Source organism: Actinobacillus vicugnae (assembly GCF_901687125.1).
Taxonomy (GTDB): Bacteria; Pseudomonadota; Gammaproteobacteria; order Enterobacterales; family Pasteurellaceae; genus Actinobacillus; species Actinobacillus vicugnae.
In genome coordinates this window covers 33168-54713 of sequence record NZ_CABFJY010000011.1, presented here as the reverse complement: position 1 = coordinate 54713, position 21546 = coordinate 33168, and the positions used below count along the sequence as shown (strand labels likewise).

Annotated in this window: 18 protein-coding genes, 2 tRNA genes and 1 CRISPR repeat array; of the genes, 10 read left to right on the top strand and 10 right to left on the bottom strand. The window is 40.2% G+C overall.

The features are described 5' to 3' along the window. Positions 1 to 4: 4 nt before the first annotated feature. The 7 genes from F8M47_RS03340 to F8M47_RS03310 form a co-directional block, all read right to left on the bottom strand. Positions 5 to 1204, bottom strand: coding sequence for a glycosyltransferase family protein (locus tag F8M47_RS03340; RefSeq protein ID WP_244298046.1), 1200 nt, complete (start codon positions 1202 to 1204; stop codon positions 5 to 7). 164 nt (positions 1205 to 1368) lie between these two features. Then, positions 1369 to 1512: a DnaB-like helicase C-terminal domain-containing protein gene (locus F8M47_RS03335; protein ID WP_342211801.1), complete on the bottom strand. Its 144-nt coding sequence runs from the start codon at positions 1510 to 1512 to the stop codon at positions 1369 to 1371. Between the two features lie 20 nt (positions 1513 to 1532). Then, positions 1533 to 1592, bottom strand: coding sequence for a hypothetical protein (locus F8M47_RS12425; RefSeq protein ID WP_425292564.1), 60 nt, complete (start codon positions 1590 to 1592; stop codon positions 1533 to 1535). Next, on the bottom strand, positions 1588 to 2121 hold the full coding sequence (locus F8M47_RS03325; protein WP_150538794.1) for a ParA family protein: 534 nt from the start codon (positions 2119 to 2121) through the stop codon (positions 1588 to 1590). Before F8M47_RS03325 ends, F8M47_RS12425 begins: the two co-directional genes overlap by 5 nt. Positions 2122 to 2297: 176 nt before the next feature. Further along, positions 2298 to 2384: transfer RNA gene (locus tag F8M47_RS03320), tRNA-Leu, on the bottom strand. A 260-nt stretch (positions 2385 to 2644) separates the two neighbouring features. Then, positions 2645 to 4105 (bottom strand): exodeoxyribonuclease VII large subunit, encoded by a 1461-nt coding sequence (gene xseA, locus F8M47_RS03315; RefSeq protein WP_150538793.1) that lies wholly within the window; start codon positions 4103 to 4105, stop codon positions 2645 to 2647. Between the two features lie 130 nt (positions 4106 to 4235). Beyond that, positions 4236 to 4312: transfer RNA gene (locus tag F8M47_RS03310), tRNA-Met, on the bottom strand. Positions 4313 to 4515: 203 nt separating this feature from the next. Between F8M47_RS03310 and mltA the strand changes: the two genes are divergently transcribed. Continuing rightward, on the top strand, positions 4516 to 5613 hold the full coding sequence (gene mltA / locus F8M47_RS03305) for a murein transglycosylase A (protein WP_150538792.1): 1098 nt from the start codon (positions 4516 to 4518) through the stop codon (positions 5611 to 5613). An 85-nt stretch (positions 5614 to 5698) separates the two neighbouring features. On the opposite strand, the gene F8M47_RS03300 is transcribed toward mltA, so the two are convergent. The 3 genes from F8M47_RS03300 to ycaO all read right to left on the bottom strand — a co-directional run bounded on the left by F8M47_RS03300 (position 5699) and on the right by ycaO (position 9026). After that, positions 5699 to 6034 carry a hypothetical protein gene (locus tag F8M47_RS03300; RefSeq protein ID WP_150538791.1) on the bottom strand — a complete coding sequence of 112 codons (336 nt, stop codon included), beginning with the start codon at positions 6032 to 6034 and terminating at the stop codon, positions 5699 to 5701. Between the two features lie 157 nt (positions 6035 to 6191). Next, a complete protein-coding gene (gene cmoB / locus F8M47_RS03295) occupies positions 6192 to 7154 on the bottom strand; it encodes a tRNA 5-methoxyuridine(34)/uridine 5-oxyacetic acid(34) synthase CmoB (RefSeq protein ID WP_150538790.1) in 963 nt (320 codons plus the stop codon). Positions 7155 to 7262: 108 nt separating this feature from the next. Then, the gene (gene ycaO, locus F8M47_RS03290; protein ID WP_150538789.1) at positions 7263 to 9026 is read right to left on the bottom strand and encodes a 30S ribosomal protein S12 methylthiotransferase accessory factor YcaO; all 1764 of its coding nucleotides are present in this window, start codon (positions 9024 to 9026) and stop codon (positions 7263 to 7265) included. 198 nt (positions 9027 to 9224) lie between these two features. On the opposite strand from ycaO, the gene cas3 reads away from it, so the two are divergent. The 9 genes from cas3 (at position 9225) to rng (ending at position 21528) form a co-directional block, all read left to right on the top strand. Next, positions 9225 to 11852 carry a CRISPR-associated helicase Cas3' gene (gene cas3 / locus F8M47_RS03285; protein ID WP_425292559.1) on the top strand — a complete coding sequence of 876 codons (2628 nt, stop codon included), beginning with the start codon at positions 9225 to 9227 and terminating at the stop codon, positions 11850 to 11852. A gap of 38 nt (positions 11853 to 11890) precedes the next feature. Next, positions 11891 to 12535, top strand: coding sequence for a type I-C CRISPR-associated protein Cas5c (cas5c, locus tag F8M47_RS03280; protein WP_150538788.1), 645 nt, complete (start codon positions 11891 to 11893; stop codon positions 12533 to 12535). Further along, on the top strand, positions 12532 to 14262 hold the full coding sequence (gene cas8c / locus F8M47_RS03275; RefSeq protein WP_150538787.1) for a type I-C CRISPR-associated protein Cas8c/Csd1: 1731 nt from the start codon (positions 12532 to 12534) through the stop codon (positions 14260 to 14262). The genes cas5c and cas8c overlap by 4 nt, the downstream gene beginning before the upstream one ends. A 2-nt stretch (positions 14263 to 14264) precedes the next feature. Then, a complete protein-coding gene (cas7c, locus tag F8M47_RS03270; protein ID WP_150538786.1) occupies positions 14265 to 15155 on the top strand; it encodes a type I-C CRISPR-associated protein Cas7/Csd2 in 891 nt (296 codons plus the stop codon). Between the two features lie 7 nt (positions 15156 to 15162). Continuing rightward, positions 15163 to 15831, top strand: coding sequence for a CRISPR-associated protein Cas4 (gene cas4 / locus F8M47_RS03265; RefSeq protein WP_150538785.1), 669 nt, complete (start codon positions 15163 to 15165; stop codon positions 15829 to 15831). A gap of 138 nt (positions 15832 to 15969) precedes the next feature. Then, a complete protein-coding gene (locus F8M47_RS03260; protein WP_150538784.1) occupies positions 15970 to 17724 on the top strand; it encodes a hypothetical protein in 1755 nt (584 codons plus the stop codon). Between the two features lie 76 nt (positions 17725 to 17800). Continuing rightward, positions 17801 to 18814 carry a type I-C CRISPR-associated endonuclease Cas1c gene (gene cas1c / locus F8M47_RS03255; protein WP_150538783.1) on the top strand — a complete coding sequence of 338 codons (1014 nt, stop codon included), beginning with the start codon at positions 17801 to 17803 and terminating at the stop codon, positions 18812 to 18814. Positions 18815 to 18861: 47 nt separating this feature from the next. Next, positions 18862 to 19155 carry a CRISPR-associated endonuclease Cas2 gene (cas2, locus tag F8M47_RS03250; RefSeq protein ID WP_150538782.1) on the top strand — a complete coding sequence of 98 codons (294 nt, stop codon included), beginning with the start codon at positions 18862 to 18864 and terminating at the stop codon, positions 19153 to 19155. 190 nt (positions 19156 to 19345) lie between these two features. Continuing rightward, positions 19346 to 19841: a CRISPR direct-repeat array (repeat unit 32 nt; unit sequence GCAGCCACTTTCACGTGGCTGTGTGTTGAAAC). Positions 19842 to 20052: 211 nt separating this feature from the next. Next, positions 20053 to 21528: a ribonuclease G gene (rng, locus tag F8M47_RS03245; RefSeq protein ID WP_150538781.1), complete on the top strand. Its 1476-nt coding sequence runs from the start codon at positions 20053 to 20055 to the stop codon at positions 21526 to 21528. Positions 21529 to 21546: the final 18 nt, after the last annotated feature.

Here is a 21546-nt window from a genome sequence, read left to right as displayed (position 1 = left end):
TGAGTTAAAGAGAAGAACCGAACTTTATAATTTGATTAATTTGGCTGACTACATTGTCTAAACCGTTAAATTTCAGCATATCGCGGGCATTCGCTTGCAGTTTTTGTTTTGCTAACCAAGCTGATAATGCTTCAGGCGTTAAATCATTCGGGTGTAGACAATCAATAACGCCCATTTTGGCTAGGCGGGAAGCTCGAATCCATTGTTCTAAGCGTGGTCTGATACGAGGTACGATTAATGCGCATTTATTGAAAGAAAGAATTTCAGTAGTGGTGTTATAACCGCCCATAGAAATCATGCATTCTGCGTTTTGCATAAGCTTTAACGGTTCAGCAACGAAATCGACCATACAGATATCAGGACGTTGCTCAGTCAATAATTCTAAGTGACGACGTTGTCCAGACGGCATTAATGCGCCACTGATCAATAAGCCACTCCAGCCTTCAGGTAATTGTGCTTGTAAGAAATTTTTGGCCAGATCGAAACCGTCTTGACCGCCGCCGACCATACATAATGCATAAGGGGATGGCATATCGGAAATCACCGTATTCAAACCGCCTTGGTATTCCATTCGTCGGGTTTGATCTAAATAGCCCATATAATGGAGTTTTTTACTGATATCATTAGGTAAATTATATTCTTGAGTAAAATCAAATAATTGCGGATCGCCATAAACCCAAATACTGGAAAAATATAATCTAATGATTTCAATATTTTTTAATTTTTGCCATTGTTTACGCACGACATCTGGTTCATCAATAATATCGCGTAAACCTAAAACCAAATGTGTACCGTGATTGGCGAGTTCAGGCAGAATACTATCCAATTCATTCATGGCACCGCGTGGCACGTTATCCACCACTAAAATATCTGGTTCAAATGCTTCCAATGCTGCATGAATAATTTTACGGCGTATTTTAACCAGACGTTTGATATCCGTGCCTAAAGAACGCGGAATATACTCTCCGTCAGCCGTTTTAAAATAGGTTGGCAGTGTAACGGTGTCCGCGCCTTTAGGTAATTTAAAAGCGCCAGATTCACGTACACCAGAAAGCAATAACACATCTGTGTTCGGATTGGCTTGTAATACTGATTGCGCTAGTAACATATTACGGCGAATATGTCCGAATCCCATTGTGTCGTGGGAATAAAACGCAATTCGAGGTGGAGGAGAAGTACAATGAGATGTTATTAAGTTTTGCATAAAAGGTTCGTCCTTTAAATGATATAAACGACTTTAAAACTTTATAATTAATGTGAAAAAATAGTTAAAAAACAGTTATAACCCTAATATATAGGCAAGGTTATAGGGACTTAGTTCAAATAAATGTTTATGTGCGGATAATATTGTGCGGGTTTATTGGTTGCCTAATTCAGCGCACTTTCGATAAATTTTAGTGATAATGCGGTTTTTCCCATGGATGGGCGAGCAGTTAAAATAATTAAATCGCCACTTTGCCCACTAGCAGTACTGTTATCTAAGCGATCAATACCGAAAGATGTACCTGTCACAATTGAATCTGTTTTACAGCTCAATCCCATTTATTATTATCCAAAAGCAATCCGCCTAATACGGCTTGCTCGGCTTCAATAGAATAGGATGGTATAGCTCTGATTGACTTGAATTAGCCATAACGATTTTTTCGCATCTTTTGTATGGTCTAAGTAATTAATAACAGCTTTTAATGGAGGAAGGGTTAAACCGTAGTCTGTAAATATTTCAAGAGATTGATATAAATTCAACGTTCCACGCACAAATTCTCGTGCGGAAACCAATTCTGGTTTAATTGGAGAGATAACTAAATCACTCGCCAATGCGGTCATATCAACCGTAATGCCACGTGTACTGCGTGTATCAATAATGATAAGGTCGTAACCTTCAATCTGATGAACAAGTTTGTTAAATAGAAGAGCACCCGCAGGATTGTTCTTTAACTCAGTAGTTAAACGATCATTTGGGTCGTTTGATTGGATAATGTCAAGATTTTGAAACTCGGTTTCAGAAATGAGTTCTCTATAGTGTAAATCAGGTCTATTAAAAAATTCGTAAATACCAAATGGTGATTGTTCATCAATATGGTTGTAAGAAGATACTGTAGGTTGAGTATCTGTGTCAATCATTAATGTACGAAGATCACAATTTACACCAATGTGTTTGCGACATTAGTAGATTTAGTTACGCCACCTTTAGTGGACATTACAGTAACAATAAATGGTTTATATTGATTTAGCATATAAACACTCCTTCGTGTTGAATGGATTGTGTTTTATGCTTAGATAGATATGAGAATTATGAATGGTGCCAGTGGTCGGACTCGAACCGACACGCTTTTAAGGGCGGCGGATTTTGAATCCGCTACGTCTACCAATTTCGTCACACTGGCTAAGGATAAATGATTGTAAATTGCCAAGCAAGAATCACGCTAGCAATGTGCGTGATTATAGGCAAATTAGACCGCTTGTGCAACAAATAAAAAAGGAGGAAATCATTGTTTGCCGTAAAAAGCAACACTTATTTTGCATGGTAAAACGAAGTTATTCACACAACTTGTGGATAACTTCGTGAACAACATAGCCAATGATGGACTAACACTTTGATTTGCCAAAAGAAAAATGAATTAAATTCAAATTGGGTATATTTTAATCAATCAATCTTCAGGATTTCACTCACAATTTCACCTTGTGATAGTTTGGTGGTGATTTGACTGCCAACTTTTAGATTTGCGGTAGAACAAAGAATTTCGCCCTGTGAATTTTGGGTAACAGAGTAACCGCGCGCTAAAATTTTTAGCGGACTTAATCCATCAATTTTGGTGCAAAGTGCTTGGAATTTTTGCTGTGCTTTACTAAATTTTTTCTCCATTGCAAATTGAAGTTGTTGTGCTAACTGAGCATGTTGTTGCGTTTGTTTTGCGACATAATGTGGCAATGGATTGCGTTTAACTCGCTCTGTAAGGTTTTTCCATTGATGTTGTTTGGCAAGAAGAGTTTGTTCTATTGCTTGGGTTAAGCGGTATTCAGCTTGCTTTAACTGTGTTTGCTGTTGTTGTAGCTGATGTTGTGGGTGTTGATTGGTTAAACGAAGCAACAACTGTGCTAGCTTTTGCTTTTCAGTTAAATATGTTTTATGGATTGTGCTTTCTAAACGGTAGTTAAATTGCGTTAATTGCTGTTGTTGCATTTGAATTTGGCGCACAGGATGTTGAGCATTTAAACGCAATTTTAATTGTGCAAAACCAGCACTTTTCTCGTTCCACAAGCGGTCAAAAGCGAGACTAATTCTGTCAAATTGATGCTGTAATTGACGAATCAACTCTTGCTGATCACGGCTAACCAATTCGGCTGCAGCAGAAGGGGTTGGCGCTCTTAAATCTGCAACAAAGTCGGCAATAGTGACATCAGTTTCATGCCCCACCGCACTGATAATTGGAATGTTAGAACGGAAAATTGCTTGAGCTACGACTTCTTCATTAAAACACCATAAATCTTCTAGCGAACCACCGCCTCGCCCTACGATCAATACATCGCATTCATTGCGTAAATTAGCTAAATCAATCGTGGCAACAATATCTTGGCTTGCTTCTTTACCTTGCACTAAAGTAGGGTAAATGATGATAGATAAACTCGGATCACGGCGCTTTAAAATATTAAGAATATCTTGTAAAGCAGCGCCACTTGAGGAAGTAATAATGCCCACACGTTTAGCAAAAGCAGGAATTGGCTTTTTTTTCTCCTGCGCAAACAACCCTTCAGCAGCCAGTTTCATCTTTAATTGCTCAAACTGTTGCTGTAAAAGCCCGTCTCCTGCAGGTTGCATACTTTCGATAATGATCTGATAGTCACCGCGAGGCTCATATAAACTCACGTTGGCACGCACTAACACTTGCGTGCCATTTTGTGGACGGAAAGCGACACGCTGGTTTTTCATCCTAAACATAGCGCCACGCACTTGGGCATTTTCGTCTTTGAGTGTGAGATACCAATGACCTGATACAGGCTGGCTAAAATTAGAAATTTCGCCCGTGAGCCAAACTTGCCCTAATTCCATTTCAAGTAAGTTACGTACTGAATAGTTAAGTTGAGTAATGGTAAGAATGTTATTCATAGTAGAATTGTAGAAAACCAGTGTGAGGTTTGCCAAGTGTACTGGCAAAAGAAACGGATTCGCAAGCGGTAAAATTTAATTTTTTTGTAAATACGAAAAAGCCCTCGATATTATCAAGGGCTAGCAATTCTGGTTGCGGGGGCTGGATTTGAACCAACGACCTTCGGGTTATGAGCCCGACGAGCTACCAAGCTGCTCCACCCCGCGTCTGTATGCGGTGTATAATACTCACTTTTAGCATGATTGCAAGCGTAATTTATTAAAAATAGTTTGTTTGACTGAAATTGAAACAGAAGTAGCATAAAATATCACAAATTAAGCCTATGTAAAGGATAAAAATTTAGTATCGTTTTACGATGAATTTTGGTACGCTAGCCTCTTTTCGAATCATCATTACTTAAGGTTTTTTTATGAATTGGAAAGCATGTAAAACATGGACAAAAGTGACAACTCTTGCGTTTTTAGTGGCGAGCTGTTCTTCGGATAAGGCAAGCAAAGGGAAAACGGATTACCAAGCCGAACACGCTAAGTTTGGCGCGATCTATAAAGGTCGACAATATATTCCATATAATTTTGTTAGTACACCTACTGTGGCAGCAAATGGCACTATTGTAAATTTCCAAGACTTCTTAAAACAATTAAATAACGTGCGTGCTTATGCAGGTGGTATTACAGGACGTTACGCAGGCACTTATGGCAAAATTTCGTCATGGATTGCCGCAGGCGGTAAAGTATCCGATTTAGCGCGTTATAATATTCACGCATTACAAATGCGTGGCGAAGACGGCTTCCAAAACGTATTAATGACAGGCTATTATTCACCAGTGATTCACGCACGTCGCACGCCGCAAGGTAAATATCAGCATCCAATTTATGCAATGCCAAGCCAAAAACGCTTTACCCGTTCACAAATTTATGACGGCGCATTAGAAGGCAAAGGTTTAGAACTGGCGTATAGCGATTCAATGTTAGATAACTTCTTACTTGGCGTGCAGGGCAGTGGTTATGTTGATTTTGGTGATGGACGTCTCAACTACTTTGCTTACGCAGGTCAAAATGGCTTTAAATATGCAAGTGTTGGGCGTCTATTAGTAGAAGACGGCGAAATTTCAAAAGAGAAAATGTCGATTCAAGCGATTCGTGAATGGGGGCAACGCAACCCACACCGTGTACAAGGCTTATTAGAACGTAACCCATCTTATGTGTTCTTTAAAAACGATCCAACAGGACAAGTAAAAGGCTCCGCAGGCGTGCCATTAGTGGCATTAGCATCAGTGGCTTCAGATAAAAGCATTGTGCCATCAGGTAGCGTATTATTGGTTGAAATGCCATTAATCGATCGTAATGGTAACTGGACAGGCAAACACGAATTGCGCTTAATGGTCGCATTAGATGTGGGCGGTGCGGTAAAAGGTCAGCACTTTGACTTATACCAAGGTATTGGCGACGAAGCTGGACATAAAGCAGGCTTAATGAAACACTATGGACGAGTTTGGGTATTAAACTAATATTCTTATTTATAGCAAGCGGTCAAATCTCCGTCCAATTTTGTAAAATTCGAACAAAATTGGACGGAGATTTGACCGCTTGTTGCTAGATACAGCCTCCACAAGAACCACAACGCCAATCTTCTTTATTTACGGCTTGGTAGAAATAACGCATCATTTCTTCTTCAATCGGAATATCTTCCGCAATAAAAACATCGCTTAGCCATTCGATATTTTCCACAATCCAATCGTCTTCATCTAACCCTTCTAAATAAAGCTCATCATCGGGATCCATATAGTTATAAATACCTTTTGTGCCCATATCTTTATCGTAGCGGTCTTTTGGTAGCGTAATTTCTTTACCTTGGTAACGAATGATCCAATGTCCTAAACACATAACTTGGGCTTTTCGAGTCCATTCAGCTTGAAATGGATTTGTCATTACTATTCCTTTTTTGCTCAAAAACTGTGCGTAAATTTTAAAAAAGCAAACGACAAGCGACCATACAAAGAAAGGGGTAAATTTAACGGTGAAGAGAAAGGTTTTTGATCTAATTCAAATTGGGAAGGTGCGCTTTTGTAAAAGCGCACAAAGTGGTTTAAGCGTTAGCTAAAATGACTGCTCGTTTTGGAGCAGGAAGCCCTTCAATTGTTTTAGATAAATCATTTGGATCTAAAAAATCCACCAAAGATTCATTTTCAAGCCAATCCGTTTTGCGTTGTTCTTCAAGTGTAGTGATGGCTTCATCAACGCAACGCACATTTTTAAAGCCGACTTTTTCCAGCCAATTAATTAATGCTTTTACAGACGGAATAAAATAGACGTTTTTCATTTTAGCGTAACGATCCGCTGGCACTAACACATCATTAATATCGCCATCAATCACAAGGGTTTCTAGCACTAATTCGCCACCTTTCACTAATTGAGCTTTAAGCTGTGAAAGATGATCGAGGGGCGATTTGCGATGATACAGCACGCCCATTGAAAACACGGTGTCGAAGGCGGCAAGCGGTTGCATTTGCTCAATGCCTAGCGGAATTAAATTCGCACGGCGATCATTGCCAAGCAATTTACGCACCGTTTCAAACTGGCAAAGAAAGAGCTCGGTGGGGTCAATACCAACCACCATTTTTGCACCTTCACCGACCATTCGCCACATGTGGTATCCACTACCGCAGCCCACATCTAAAATAATGCGATCTTTTAATGGCGACAAGTGAGGAAGCACGCGATCCCACTTGAAATCTGAACGCCATTCGGTGTCGATATGAATACCGTGCAAATGGTATGGGCCTTTTCGCCAAGGCATTAGCTGTTTTAAATGATGAGTAAGTTGTTTGGTTTCCCCCGTTGAAAGGGATGAATGAGGAATAGATTCCACTTTATCTTTTAAATTAATGCAAGCGGTCGAATTTGGCATAAAATCTACAATTTTTGCCCACTTGGCATAATCTCCATGGGTGGTTTTTTCCCATTGTTTTAATTGTAGCGGAAGCGTTTCAAGCCACGCGGAAAGATTAGTGGTTGCGATTTGTTGATAAAAAGGACGAAAGTCGATCATAGTCTGTTCCGAAATGTAAGTTTATTTCAACAATGCAGGGGCGAATGGCATTCGCCCAAACAATGTAACCATGAAAAAATATGGGCGAACGTTGTTCGCCTCTACCAATTATCTCGCAATCGGATTTACTTTTGCTACCTGTAGTTTACGGTAAGCATTCAGTAATTTTTGATGCGCAGTCATATTTTCTAATGTTTCATCTGAAGCCGTTAAACCGTAGAATGGGTTACCGCCTTGGATTGCGCTCCAAGCAAATTCTACCGCGTCTTTGCCGTACATTTTCTCAAAGACCATACGGTATTGTTCGGCTTCACGGCTTTCATCTAAGAACAATTCAATCGATTGAATTAAACAGCGGTAGTAGTTATTGCGTTCAGACGAGAACACGCTGGCATTCATATTTGCTGTCCAATTTGCCCAGTCAAGAGCTTGTTCCAAGTTGCCTAATGCAAGGTGCAACATTGATTTGAGTTCGCCAATACGTAAAGTTTGCATCGCTGAGCCTTTTTCCGCCACAATGCCGATAAATTCACGCACTCGGGTGAAATCATCAATACCTTGTTCATCTAATTCATCAAGCAGTTCTTGATAGGTTTCATGATCGTGATGGAAATGAGGTAGATCTAGCAAAATTTCACGCCAATCCATACCCATATTGTTATTTGCGTAAATTAAATCATCGCTTGGGTAAATATTTGACATACCTGGTGCAAGAATACGGCAAGCGTACACGCCCAAATGCTCATAATCCATAATATAGACAGGCTGTTCGTGTTTATTAAAGATTGCCATCATATTGGCAAATTCTTGCTCAGTTGTGCCAGAGAAATCCCAATGGACAAACGGATAATCCGCATCACGTTTGAAAAGATCCCAAGAAATCAGACCGCTTGAGTCAATAAAGTGCGTTTCAAGATTAGCGTTATCCGCCACATCTTCATTATTGAATGAAGGCGGTGCAAATACATCTAAATCTTTTAAGCTACGACCTTGTAACAGCTCAGTTACCGTACGTTCAAATGCAACTTGGAAATTCGGATGCGCACCAAAAGAAGCAAAACACGTACCATTGGTCGGGTTTAATAAAATCACACAAATTACAGGGAATTCACCACCTAAAGAAGCGTCATAGCACAAGATTGGGAAGCCTTCTTGCTCTAATTTCTCAATGGAAGCTTTGATTGTTGGGTAGCCATCAATCACATTTTGTGGGATTTCAGGGAGGCTGATTGCTTCAGTGATAATACGGTTTTTTACAAAACGCTCAAACACTTCCGATAAGCCTTGCACGCGAGCTTCGTTTTTCGTGTTGCCTGCCGACATACCATTCGACACAAATAAATTGCCGATAATGCTTTGTGGAATATAAACCGTTTGATTGTCTGACTGACGTGTATAAGGCAACGCTACGATACCACGATCGTAATTACCTGATTGCAAATCAATTAATAAATTGGGTGTAAGTTCCCCATTTGGATCGAAATAATCCAATAAGAAATCGTCTAAAATACCTTCAGGTAGTTGCTCATCATCTTCAATAGCAAACCATTTTTCGGTTGGATAATGGACAAATTCGCCATTGGCAATTTCTTGGCCTAAATAGAAATCTGCCCAGAAATAGTTGGTAGATAAACGCTCAAAATATTCCCCAAGAGCAGAAGCAAGAGCGGCTTTTTTGCTTGCGCCTTTACCATTAGAAAAACATTGCGGACAGTCCGCATCACGAATATGCACCGACCACACATTTGGCACAGGGTTTAACCAAGATGCTTCTTCAATATTAAAACCAAGCGTTTTTAATTTGTGCTGAAAAGTAGAAATACTGTCTTCAAGCGCAGCATCTTTACCCGTAATAAAAGTTTGTTCTGACATGATATTCCTTGTAAATGACTATAAAAATCAGGCTATTTTAGCAAATCTCAAGATAAAAGTAATTTTTTTGTGAAATTGGCACAACAAGCGGTATTTTTTGTATGAAAAATTGCAATTTCTATAATTTCATATTTATGATTTTATTATTGCAGAGTATATTGGGATAATAAAATACAATAAAGACAATAGGAGCTATCTATGAACTCAACTCGAATTGCTCATATCTGCAAATCTGATGGTAAAATTCAAACACTCGAACCCCATTTAACTGAAACGGCAGAATTAGCCAAGCAATTTGCTGACAAGCTTGATTTTGGGATGGCTCAAGATACAGAAACAAAATCTGTTTTAGTTGCCCACTTATATAAAAATAAGAATAGCGAATGGATATATCAAACTTTACCTACTCACTTGTTACAGGTTAGCCAATTAGCTCAGAAATTTGCAGCTCGACGTGGTGGAAAGTATGCCAAGGTTTTGGGGCTATTACATGATTTAGGTAAAGCACGGTTAGAATGGCAACGTTATCTTGCTGAAAAATCAGGGAGTGATAAAGAAAATGCCCATTTGGAAGAGGTAGAACAATCTTCTTCGCAGAAAATTCCACATTCCACCGCAGGGGCAAAATATGCGGTTGCAAAACTTGATCCTTTTATTGGTCATATACTTGCCTATCTCATCGCAGGACATCACGCAGGGCTAGCTGATTGGCTCAATAAAGGCAGTTTAAAAGCACGTTTGCAGAATGCGAATGATGAATTAGAGAAGGCGTTGCAAGGTTGGCTATCAAGTGGTTTGTCTGAGGATTTTTTTGCACTTTCTAATGACGACTTGATAAGTGATTTTCCTGCTTTTTTACAAGCAAATTGTGCACAAGAACTGCATATTTGGATTCGTTTTCTCTTTTCTTGTTTGGTCGATGCGGACTTTTTAGATACCGAAGCCTTTATGAATGGGTATGCCAGTGCTGATGAAGCACAAGCGGTAGGATTTCGCCCTAAATTTGCAGATCTGAATGAGCTATACAGTCGCTATGAGCATTATATGGCGACATTGGCAAAAAAAGCGGATAACTCACCGCTTAATCAGGAACGTAATGCTATTTTGCAACAATGCTTTACCGCAGCTCAATTAGATAAATCATTGTTCAGCCTGACAGTGCCGACAGGGGGCGGAAAAACCTTGGCGAGTTTAGGCTTTGCGTTAAAACACGCATTGAAATTCAATAAAAAACGCATTATTTATGCCATTCCATTTACCAGCATTATTGAGCAAAATGCAGTGGTTTTTCGCAATGTGCTAGGTGCAGATGTGGTGTTAGAACATCATAGCAATTTAGAAGTAAGCGAAGATAAAGAAACTGCAAGAACTCGTTTGGCAACGGAAAATTGGGATGCTCCGTTGATTGTTACCACGAACGTGCAACTTTTTGAAAGCCTATTTGCAGCTAAAACTAGCCGTTGTCGAAAACTGCATAACATTGTTGATAGCGTCATTATTTTAGATGAAGCCCAACAAATTCCCCGTGAGTTTCAAAAGCCGATTACCGATATTATGCGAGTATTGGCTCGGGATTATGGCGTTACTTTTGTGTTATGTACCGCAACGCAACCTGAATTAGGCAAAGATATTGATACTTTTGGGCGGACATTATTGGAAGGTTTGCCCGATGTATATGAAATCATCAAAGATAAAATCGCCCTTGCGGAAAAACTTCGCCGTGTGCAAATCAGGCTTCCAGCGAAAGATCAGCTGAAACAAAGCTGGCAAGAAATTGCTGATGAAATTGCTCAACGAGATTGCGTGTTGGCGATTGTGAATACTCGCAAACACGCACGCAAACTTTTTGCTGCTTTGCCAGTCAATGGCATTAAATTGCACCTTTCTGCCAATATGTGTGCCGTTCACCGTGCCGAAGTTATTGGGTTAATTCGCCGATATTTACACGCTTATCGCAATGGAGAACTCGCTCAACCGCTTTGGGTGGTGAGTACACAATTGATTGAAGCAGGTGTTGATTTAGATTTCCCTGTGGTTTACCGAGCAATGGCAGGTTTAGATAGCATTGCCCAAGCCGCGGGGCGTTGTAATCGTGAGGGTAAATTGCCGAATTTGGGTGAAGTGATCGTATTTCGAGCCGAAGAGGGCGCACCAAATGGCAGTTTGAAACAAGGGCAGGATATTACGGAGGAGATGATACAGAGCGATAAATTAGCTGATCCATTATCGCCAGTTGCATTTAGTGATTATTTCCAACGATTTAACGGAAAAGGAGATCGAGATAAACATAACATTTGCCACGATTTAACCCTGGAATCAAGTGCTCAAAATCCTCTATCGATAAAATTTCGTACCGTAGCGGAGAAGTTTCGCTTGATTGATAATCAAGGCATTGCGTTAATTGTGCCATTTATTCCGCTGGCTTGGCAGGAAAAGGGGAAAACAACAAAAGTGGTAGATACGGCTGAGTTAGACACATTTTATGAAACACATTTAGCCGATATATCGCCTGATTTGTGGCTAAATCATTTGGAAAAATATCGTTATCCAAGCGATATTGATGAAACTTACGGACAAACCGATACCCCGCCTTTGCCTGAACCTTTTGAAAGTTGGTTTAATTATCTTGAAAGTGATCCTCTAAAACATAAATGGGTTTATCGGAAGTTGCAACGCTATACCATCACCATTTATGAAAATGAACTTAAAAAGTTACCTGCAAATTCCGTTTATCCCCGAGCAGGTTTACTGTTATTAGATAAAGGTTATTATGACAATGTGTTAGGTGCGAATTTTGATGATGAAATGCAATCTTTTGTGTTTTAGAATAGTATTATAGTTTTAAAGAATAAATTGGAGGGTTTATGAGTTTTATTTTGGAAATTAGCGGTGATTTAGCTTGTTTTACTCGCCCTGAATTGAAAGTGGAACGGGTGAGTTATCCTGTGATTACGCCGTCTGTGGCACGAAACATTTTGACGGCAATTCTGTGGAAGCCGGCTATTCGCTGGTCAGTGTCTAAAATTGAGATTTTAAAACCCATTCAATGGGTAAATATCCGCCGTAATGAGCTGGGTAGCAAAATGAGTGAGCGTAGTCAATCGCTTTATATTGAAGATAACCGACAACAGAGAGCGTCTATGTTGTTGCGCGATGTGGCTTACCGTATTCACGCTGATTTTGAAATGACCGATCAGGCTGGCAAAGATGATAATCGCATCAAGTTTGTGGAAATGTTTAAACGCCGTGCGAGCAAGGGACAGTATTTTCATCAACCCTATTTAGGTTGCCGTGAATTTCCGTGCAATTTTAGATTATTGGAAAGGGCAGAAGATGGCTTGCCACGAGAAGACATCACCCAAGATTTTGGCTTTATGCTCTACGATATGGATTACAGCAAATCCGCCCCACGAGATTCCGATAATGCCGAGCCGATGTTTTATCATTGTAAAGCTGAAAACGGTGTGATCATTGTGCCACCCGCCAATAGTGATGAGGTGAAAAGATGATCTTGCACGCCCTTACCCAATACTACCAACGCAAAGCCGCTTTGGGTGGTGATATTGCCCCAGAAGGTTTTGAACATAAAGAAATTCCTTTTATCATCGTGATTGATAAACAAGGGAAATTTATCGCTTTTGAAGATACACGAGAATTACAAAACAAGAAAAAAATTGCCCGCACTTTTTTAGTTCCGAAAGGTTTGGCTCGGTCAGGTAAAAAATCCTATGAGATCAGTAATATACTTTGGGATCATTATGGTTATGTACTAGCTTATGCTGGTGAAAAAGAGCAGGAACAAGCGGATAAACAACACCAAAGTTTTACGGAAAAAGTAAAAGCACTTCAACAAACTCTTCCCGAAGATGAAGGTATTGCAGCTGTTGCTGCCTTCTTAGGTTCTCCCGATGAAAAAGCCAAAGTGATGCAACATGAAAACTGGGCAGAATGTAGCAAAATCAAAGGCTGTAATTTGAGTTTTCGTTTGGTAGATGAAGTAGCCAGTTTGGTCTGTCAATCTCCTGCTTTGCAAAATTACTTAGCTCAAACCAAAGAATTGAGTTCAGATGATACGCCAAAAGGCATTTGTTTGGTAACAGGGAAAAATGCACCGATTGCTCGACTGCATAATGCGGTAAAAGGGGTGAATGCCAAACCAGCTCCGTTTACGTCCGTAAACCTTTCCGCATTTGAATCCTATGGTAAGGCACAAGGGTTCATTTTCCCTGTCGGTGAACAAGCAATGTTTGAATATTCTACCGCGTTAAACACATTGCTTGCCAGTGAAAACCGTTTTCGTATAGGCGATGTGACAGCGGTGTGTTGGAGTGAAAAACCTGCTCCATTGGAAACCCGTCTACCTATTATGTTAAACGGTAACAAAGATAATCCAGATGCACACATTGGCGAAGTCAAAGCACTTTATAAAAGTCTATACAACGGTAAATACATCCAACCTAATGCGACAGATAAATTTTATCTTTTAGGTTTATCGCCCAATTCAGCACGGATAGTTGTGCGTTTTTGGCACGAAACTACGGTTGCAGAATTATCCGAAAATCTTGCCCAATGGTATGAAGATTTAAAAATGGTGCGTAGCGAAAAATCGCCTTATCCAGAATTTATGCCGTTATCACGCTTGCTGGGTAATTTGGTTTTAGATGGCAAACTGGAAAATCTGCCACCAGATTTAATTGCCCAAACGACATTATCCGCATTAAATCATTTACCGCTACCTATTGCACTGTTTCAAACCGCATTACGCCGCAACAAAGCAGAACAAAAAATTACCTATGGACGAGCTTGTTTGATTAAGGCATACCTTAACCGAGCAATCCGAGCCAACCGCTTAACAAACATTAAGGAGTTATCGATGAGTTTAGATAAAACCCGAGAAGATATTGGCTATCTCTTAGGCAGATTGTTTGCCGTCTTAGAAAAAATCCAAGATGAAGCTAATCCAGGCTTAAATGCAACCATTGGGGATCGTTATTTTGGAGCAGCGAGTAGCACACCGATTACCGTATTTGGCACATTACTTCGCCTGTCTAAACATCACTTGGCTAAATTGCATACGGGCAGAAGAATCAATTTAGAAAAATCACAGCAAGAAATTGTGAATAAAATTCACGCTTTCCCAAATCATCTGAATATCAACCAACAAGGCTTATTTGCTATCGGTTATTACCAACAAAAACAAGACTTTTACCAATCCACTGAATCACAGGAGCAATAAAAATGACTATTGAAAAACGCTACGATTTCGTATTTTTATTTGATGTACAAGATGGTAATCCAAACGGCGATCCTGACGCAGGCAACTTGCCACGCATTGATCCTGAAACAGGTATGGGATTGGTTACTGATGTTTGCTTAAAACGTAAAGTGCGTAATTTTGTGCAACTTGTCAAAGATAGCGAAGATGATAAAAAGCACAATGATATTTTTGTACGTGAGAAAGCCATATTAAATGATTTGATTGCAGACGCACACCAACAAGAAAGTGTTAAAGAAAAACCGAAAGGTAAAGAAAAAACGGAATCTGCTCGTCAATATATGTGTAATCGTTATTATGATATTCGTACATTTGGTGCAGTATTGACAACAGGTGAAAACGCAGGGCAAGTAAGAGGTCCTGTCCAACTTACCTTTTCTCGTTCTGTAGAGCCAATAGTAACTTTGGAGCATTCAATTACACGTTCAGCAGCAGCCAAAGAAGTTGAAAATGACAAAAAAGGCTCTGAAGAAAATAAAGAAACGTCTGAACGTGGACGTATGGGACGTAAATTCACCGTGCCTTACGGCTTATATCGTTGTCACGGTTTTGTTTCCGCTCACTTTGCTAAGCAAACAGGCTTTTCAGATGACGATTTAGAATTGTTTTGGCAAGCCTTAATCAATATGTTCGACCACGATCATTCGGCGGCTCGTGGGCAAATGAACGCTCGTGGTTTATATGTATTTGAACATAGCAACAGCTTGGGCGACGCCCCTGCCGACAGCCTATTCAAGCGTATTCAGGTTATCAAAAAAGAAAGCGTGGATGTTAGCCGCAGTTTTGATGACTACACCGTTAGTGTTAATGAACAGGATTTAGGTAAAACTATACTTCACCGTAAATTAGGCTAGTTCTCCAATGAGTATGGATTTGCAAAATTCCGCCGAAATCCGACCGCTTGCAGCCCCAAGTACAAGCGACAAGCGGTTGATTTCTCTCTCTGCTTTGCAACATTATGCTTTCTGCCCACGTCAATGTGCGTTAATCCATAACGAACAGGCGTGGGCTGAAAATTATCTCACCGCCCAAGGCAAAGTCTTACACGAACGTGTGGACTCGGGCGAGCCAGAAAAACGCAAAGGCATTCGCTTTGAACGCACCGTCCACGTCTTTGCGGAAAAATTAGGGCTAACGGGGATTTTGGATCTGGTCGAACAGGATCTCAAAACCAATTCTCTCAAACCTGTCGAATACAAACGTGGCAAACCGAAACGTGAACCCATTGATGAAATTCAACTTTGCGCCCAAGCCTTATGCTTGGAAGAAATGACGGGGCAAACCATCAATGAAGGCGCACTTTGGTATATGCAAACCCGCCACCGCTTGCCTGTTGTCTTCTCCGCCGAGCTACGCGAAAAAACCTTAGCGGTTATCAATGCCGTCCGCTCACTGTTAAACAGCGGACAAACGCCCCCGCCCGAATACGGCAAACGTTGCAAGGCTTGTTCGCTGGTGGAGATTTGCCAGCCGAAATTGATGGAAAGGGATAAGTCGGTGAGGTATGTGAAGGGGTTGTTTGGGGAGTAGGATTCAGACGGCATTAAAATTTTGAATAACAGCTCGCATTAAGCGCAGCGCAACTTGTAAGTTCTGCTTACAAGTTATTTGAGGGATAAATTGGTTTTAAAATATGATAGATAAAATTAAATTATGAGAGATTTAAATATGACTAAAGATTGGATTTTACAAATAAGAGAAACACGTCGCACATTTTCAACTGCTACTTGGATACCTTTGAGGGCTATTTGTGAAAATGAAAAGGGAGACTCTCAAGAAATTGGTTATAAGTCTGAATTTTTTGGATGTAATGCAATTGCTTTCCCGCCTGAACATAAAGAGTTTGCTGAAACCTTAGGGTGGTCTGACATAGGAATCAGTTTGGATGCCAAACCCTATGCTTACAATAATGGATATTATAAATCAGTTGAACAATATGAATGGAATGAAAATAAGCCCATTGGTATTCATCTTATTTTTGATTATCCCCAACCTGTAATTGGCGGACGAAAATGGATAATAAGTCCAGATTTGATTCTTGCGCTCCGATTAGTAAAAGAAAATAACAGTTGGGTCAGACCTGAAGAGGATTTCGTTGAAGTTATCCGCGAATCTTTTGATGATAAAGGCAATCATGTCCAAATTGAAATTAAAAGAGAATTTTTAATGGATTATTTGGCAGCAAGAAATCTTTCTCTCCGTCTTTCCTATTATCGTCAAAGAGTAGAAAACATTGAAGCATTAGAAAGCGGTGAATATTCAGATTTAACTAATTTCCAAGAAGAACGGGATAATGGTAGGTTTGAGTTGCTTATCCGTAGTTTAAATGATGTCTATGGCGGAAGTTGGGCTTCATTTCGAGTATGGCGAACTGATATTGATGAAGAAGATGATGCACCTGTGCTGGGGGTTGAACATGATGGAAATACAGAATCAGAAAGCTCGCAAGGTTATCGTGGTGGATATGAAGGTATAAGGGTGGAAGGAGAGTTCTGGCGAAATGAATGGATTGAACATCAAGGATTAAGTATCCGTGTTCGGGAAGATGAAGATAAGCATCTTCCAACATTTATTGTAGAAACCGATGGACAAAGAATGGCTTCATCTGAATTGGATAATGAAGATGTTGGAAGATGGCTGTGGTTTCGTTCAGGTATCGTAAATGAACTACTGAAACATCGCGGCTTTTCATTAGAATGGTATAGCGCAGAAACAGGTAGTATTCATTCCGCATCAGGCTATCATACCCATTTCGGGATAAATAATTCTGATTTAATAACGGTATATGCCTATGATATTGCTAAACTTCCATCATGGGAGCAACATATTTGGGCTGCCTATAATACTGTGCCTGAGGGTAAAGTTTCCGCAGAATTATTAGCTTCTCAGGTTAAAGTCCAACCCGCTTCTACTCATGCTGTTGAGAAATTATTATTTGAAGTAATGAAACTGTTGGAAATGAGTTTTAAACAAGAGTTGAATATTGCTTTGTTTTCGCATGACATCACTGAACAGGACTTTTTTCAACAAATCTCCCGTTTTGCAAGTACGGACAAAGCATCACTGCTAAGATTAGCAAAAGATTTGGTTCGCACTTTTACCGATAGACTTAACGTTAAAGCTCTTCGTGGGCTATCTACTCATAAAGATAAAAAAACACTCGGTTCCAATAAATTATTAGAAGACATTGTTGCTCAAAAAATAGGAGAAGATAATGCACATAGGATTTTTAGCGTGATTGTTGGTGTTTACGATATGAGATTGGGAGATGCGCATCCAACAAGTTCTAAAATTGAGAGTGCATTAAAACTGGCAAGGGTTGATGAAAACCAATCTTTTCTTCAACAAGGGAAACAGCTTATATCAAATTATGGGCAAGCTATTTGGTATATAGGAAAAGCTCTTTTTGGACAACAAGAATAAAACATTCATTTCTTTGTATTAAATATGCTTTCAGACGGCATAAAAGCACGGTCAAAATTCAAGGAGTTTTTACACTATGAGAAAACTTCAAAACACGCTCTACATCACTACTCAAGGCAGTTATTTGCATAAAGAGCGGGAAACTTTGGTGGTGGAGCAGGAACGCAAGAAAGTGGCGCAGTTGCCGGTGCATTCTATCGGACATATTTTCTGTTTTGGTAATGTGCTGGTGTCGCCGTTTTTGTTGGGATTTTGCGGGGAAAATAACGTAAATTTGGCGTTTTTTACTGAAAACGGGCGGTTTTTGGGGCGTTTGCAGGGGCGGCAGAGTGGTAATGTGTTGTTACGTCGGGCGCAATATAAGGTGTCGGAGCAAAACCCTGTGCCGATTGCCCGCCATATTATTGCGGCGAAAATTCAGTCGTCGAAACGGGTTCTGCAACGGCAGATTCGTAATTACGGCGAAAATGCGGCGTTGCAGGAAGCGATTGTCGGCTTGAATTCAAGTTTACGGCAACTGGAACGGGCGGACGATTTGGCGTTGATTCGTGGTATTGAAGGCGAAGCGGCGGCACGTTATTTCGGCGTGTTCGGGCAGTTAATCAGCGAAAAAAGCGGTTTTACCTTTGACGGTCGCAACCGCCGCCCCCCACGCGATGGCGTGAATGCACTGCTCTCTTTTGTTTATAGCATTTTGGGCAAAGACATCAGCGGTGCGCTGCAAGGCGTGGGGCTTGATCCTCAAGTCGGTTTTCTACATGCTGATCGCCCCGGTCGCGATAGCTTGGCACAGGATTTACTGGAAGAATTTCGTGCTTGGTGGGTGGATAGAATGGTACTGTCTTTGATTAATCGTAAGCAAATTAAGCCCAGTGATTTTGTGGTGGAAGCCAGTGGAGCGGTGAGTTTAAAACCGGAGGCTCGTAAATTGTTGTTTCAAACCTTACAAGCGAAAAAACAAGAAAAAATTATTCACCCCTTTTTACAGGAAGAAGTAGAAATTGGATTACTACCCTATATTCAAGCGATGCTTTTAGCCCGCCATTTGCGTGGTGATTTAGCCGAATATCCACCGTTTTTAATGCGTTAGCTTTTGCAAAATTTTGTTGAAATCCGACCGCTTGTTTGGAGGGCGTTATGTTGATGTTAATTACCTACGATATTTCATTCGATGATCCCGCAGGGCAAAAACGCCTACGGCAAATCGCCAAGCATTGCCTAGATTATGGCGTGCGAGCCCAGTATTCGGTGTTTGAGTGTGATGTCACGCCCGATCAATGGGTAACACTTAAAAATAAATTATTGGCAACCTATAACCCCGATTGCGACAGTTTGCGCTTTTACCATTTGGGCAGTAAATGGCGGAATAAAGTCGAACATCATGGAATGAAAGAGCCGATTGATATTTTTAAAGATACGCTGATTTTATAAATCGCTAACATGTAGTTCTCATCACAACGCCGAGAGGTTAGCGAATATAAATAGTTCTTTAAAAATCAGGGAGTTAGAAAAAATAAAGAAAAGTATATTGACGATATGCTATACTTTTTCTACTTTCTACGCTACGTTAGCGAATAAAAGGAAATAAAGCCTGATATTTCAATACGTTATCTTGTAGGGAGCAGCCACTTTCACGTGGCTGTGTGTTGAAACTTCCTGCAAACTTTCGTTTAGATGTGGATACGGTAGCAGCCACTTTCACGTGGCTGTGTGTTGAAACTTGCAATTTTTTTATAAAATCTGACCGCTTGTTTGCAGCCACTTTCACGTGGCTGTGTGTTGAAACCATTGGATTTGATAATATCGCATTGGCTTCTGTTGGCAGCCACTTTCACGTGGCTGTGTGTTGAAACCGGCGCATTGCGCAATAGCCTTCAAGGGTAGCAAGCAGCCACTTTCACGTGGCTGTGTGTTGAAACAACGTCTTAAGCGTTCGGCGCAAGAAATGGGGTGGCAGCCACTTTCACGTGGCTGTGTGTTGAAACCGCTTGTGTAATCCCTTTATTCACCGTTGCCTGAGCAGCCACTTTCACGTGGCTGTGTGTTGAAACTAAAGTTAAAAAAGACGAAGGTAAAGAATCGTTAGCAGCCACTTTCACGTGGCTGTGTGTTGAAACTGATTAAAGTAATTATTTTTTAACATCGATAATGAAGTTATCTTTATGGTAGCTGTTTTTCTAAAGTCTTTATATCTATCTATAAATTGGTTTCCTTTTTAGTTCTTTCCTCAAAAAATCAACCGCTTGTTTGATCTTGTTTTTTGTTTTCTTGGCTGGTCAATGTTAAACTTTAATTAATTATGATTTAACGACTTAGAGAAAGATAACAATGAGTGGAGCAGAATTATTAGTGAATGTTACACCGAGCGAGACTCGGGTAGCGTTAGTGGAAAATGGATTGTTAAAAGAGCTTCATATTGAGCGTGAGGCGAAACGGGGGATTGTCGGGAATATTTATAAAGGGCGAGTTACCCGTGTTTTGCCTGGTATGCAATCGGCATTTGTTGACATCGGTTTGGAAAAGGCGGCGTTTTTACATGCTTCCGATATTGTTTCTCATACAGAATGTGTCGATGAAAATGAGAAAAAGCAGTTTGTGGTAAAAGACATTGCAGAACTGGTGCGTGAGGGGCAGGATATTATCGTACAAGTGGTGAAAGATCCAATTAGTACTAAAGGTGCTCGTTTAACTACCGATATTACCTTACCTTCGCGCTACTTGGTTTTTATGCCAGAAAATAGTCATGTTGGTGTTTCACAACGGATTGAAAGTGAAGAAGAACGTAGCCGTTTAAAAGCCTTAGTTGAGCCTTATTGTGATGAGCTTGGTGGCTTTATTGTGCGTACGGCGGCGGAAGAGGTTTCGGAAGAAAGTTTGCAACAAGATACGATTTTCTTGAAGCGTTTGTGGCGTAAAATTTTAGAACGCAAGGCAAAATATCCTGTTAAATCAATGTTATACGGCGAACTTGCGCTAGCGCAACGTGTACTACGTGATTTTGTCGGTACCCATATCAATGCAATTCGGATTGACTCTAAAATGACTTATGAGCAGGTAAAAGAGTTTTTATCTGAGTTTATGCCAGAATTAACCGAAAATGTGAGCTTGTATAGCGGTAGTCAAACTTTGTTTGATGCTTATGGAGTGGAAGATGCGATTCAAAAAGCATTGGATAAGCGAGTTGATTTAAAATCGGGCGGTTATTTAATTATTGAACAAACCGAAGCAATGACCACGATTGATATTAATACGGGTGCATTTGTTGGTTCTCGTAATTTGGCGCATACCATTTTTAATACTAATATTGAAGCTACGCAGGCGATTGCGCATCAATTACAATTGCGTAATTTGGGTGGAATTATCATTATTGATTTTATTGATATGCAAGAAGAAGAACATCGTGAGCGTGTGTTGCAGTCGTTGCAAGAAGCATTAAAAGGTGACAGAGTAAAAACCAATGTTAATGGTTTTACGCAATTGGGCTTAGTAGAAATGACGCGTAAACGTACCCGTGAAAGTTTGGAGCGTGTGCTTTGTTGCGATTGTCCAGCCTGTAAAGGGCGTGGTACGATTAAGACTGTGGAAACAGTTTGTTATGAAATTTTACGAGAAATTGTGCGAGTTCATCATTTGTTTAAAACCGAAAAAGTGCGTGTTTATGCATCGAAAGAAGTGGCAGAGTATTTGATTAACGAAGAAACACATGCTTCGATTGCAGAATTAGAAGCCTTTATCGGTAAGAAAGTCGAAATAAAATTAGAACCTTATTATCATCAAGATCAATTTGATGTAGTTGTGATGTAATAGGAAGGAATTAAAGCC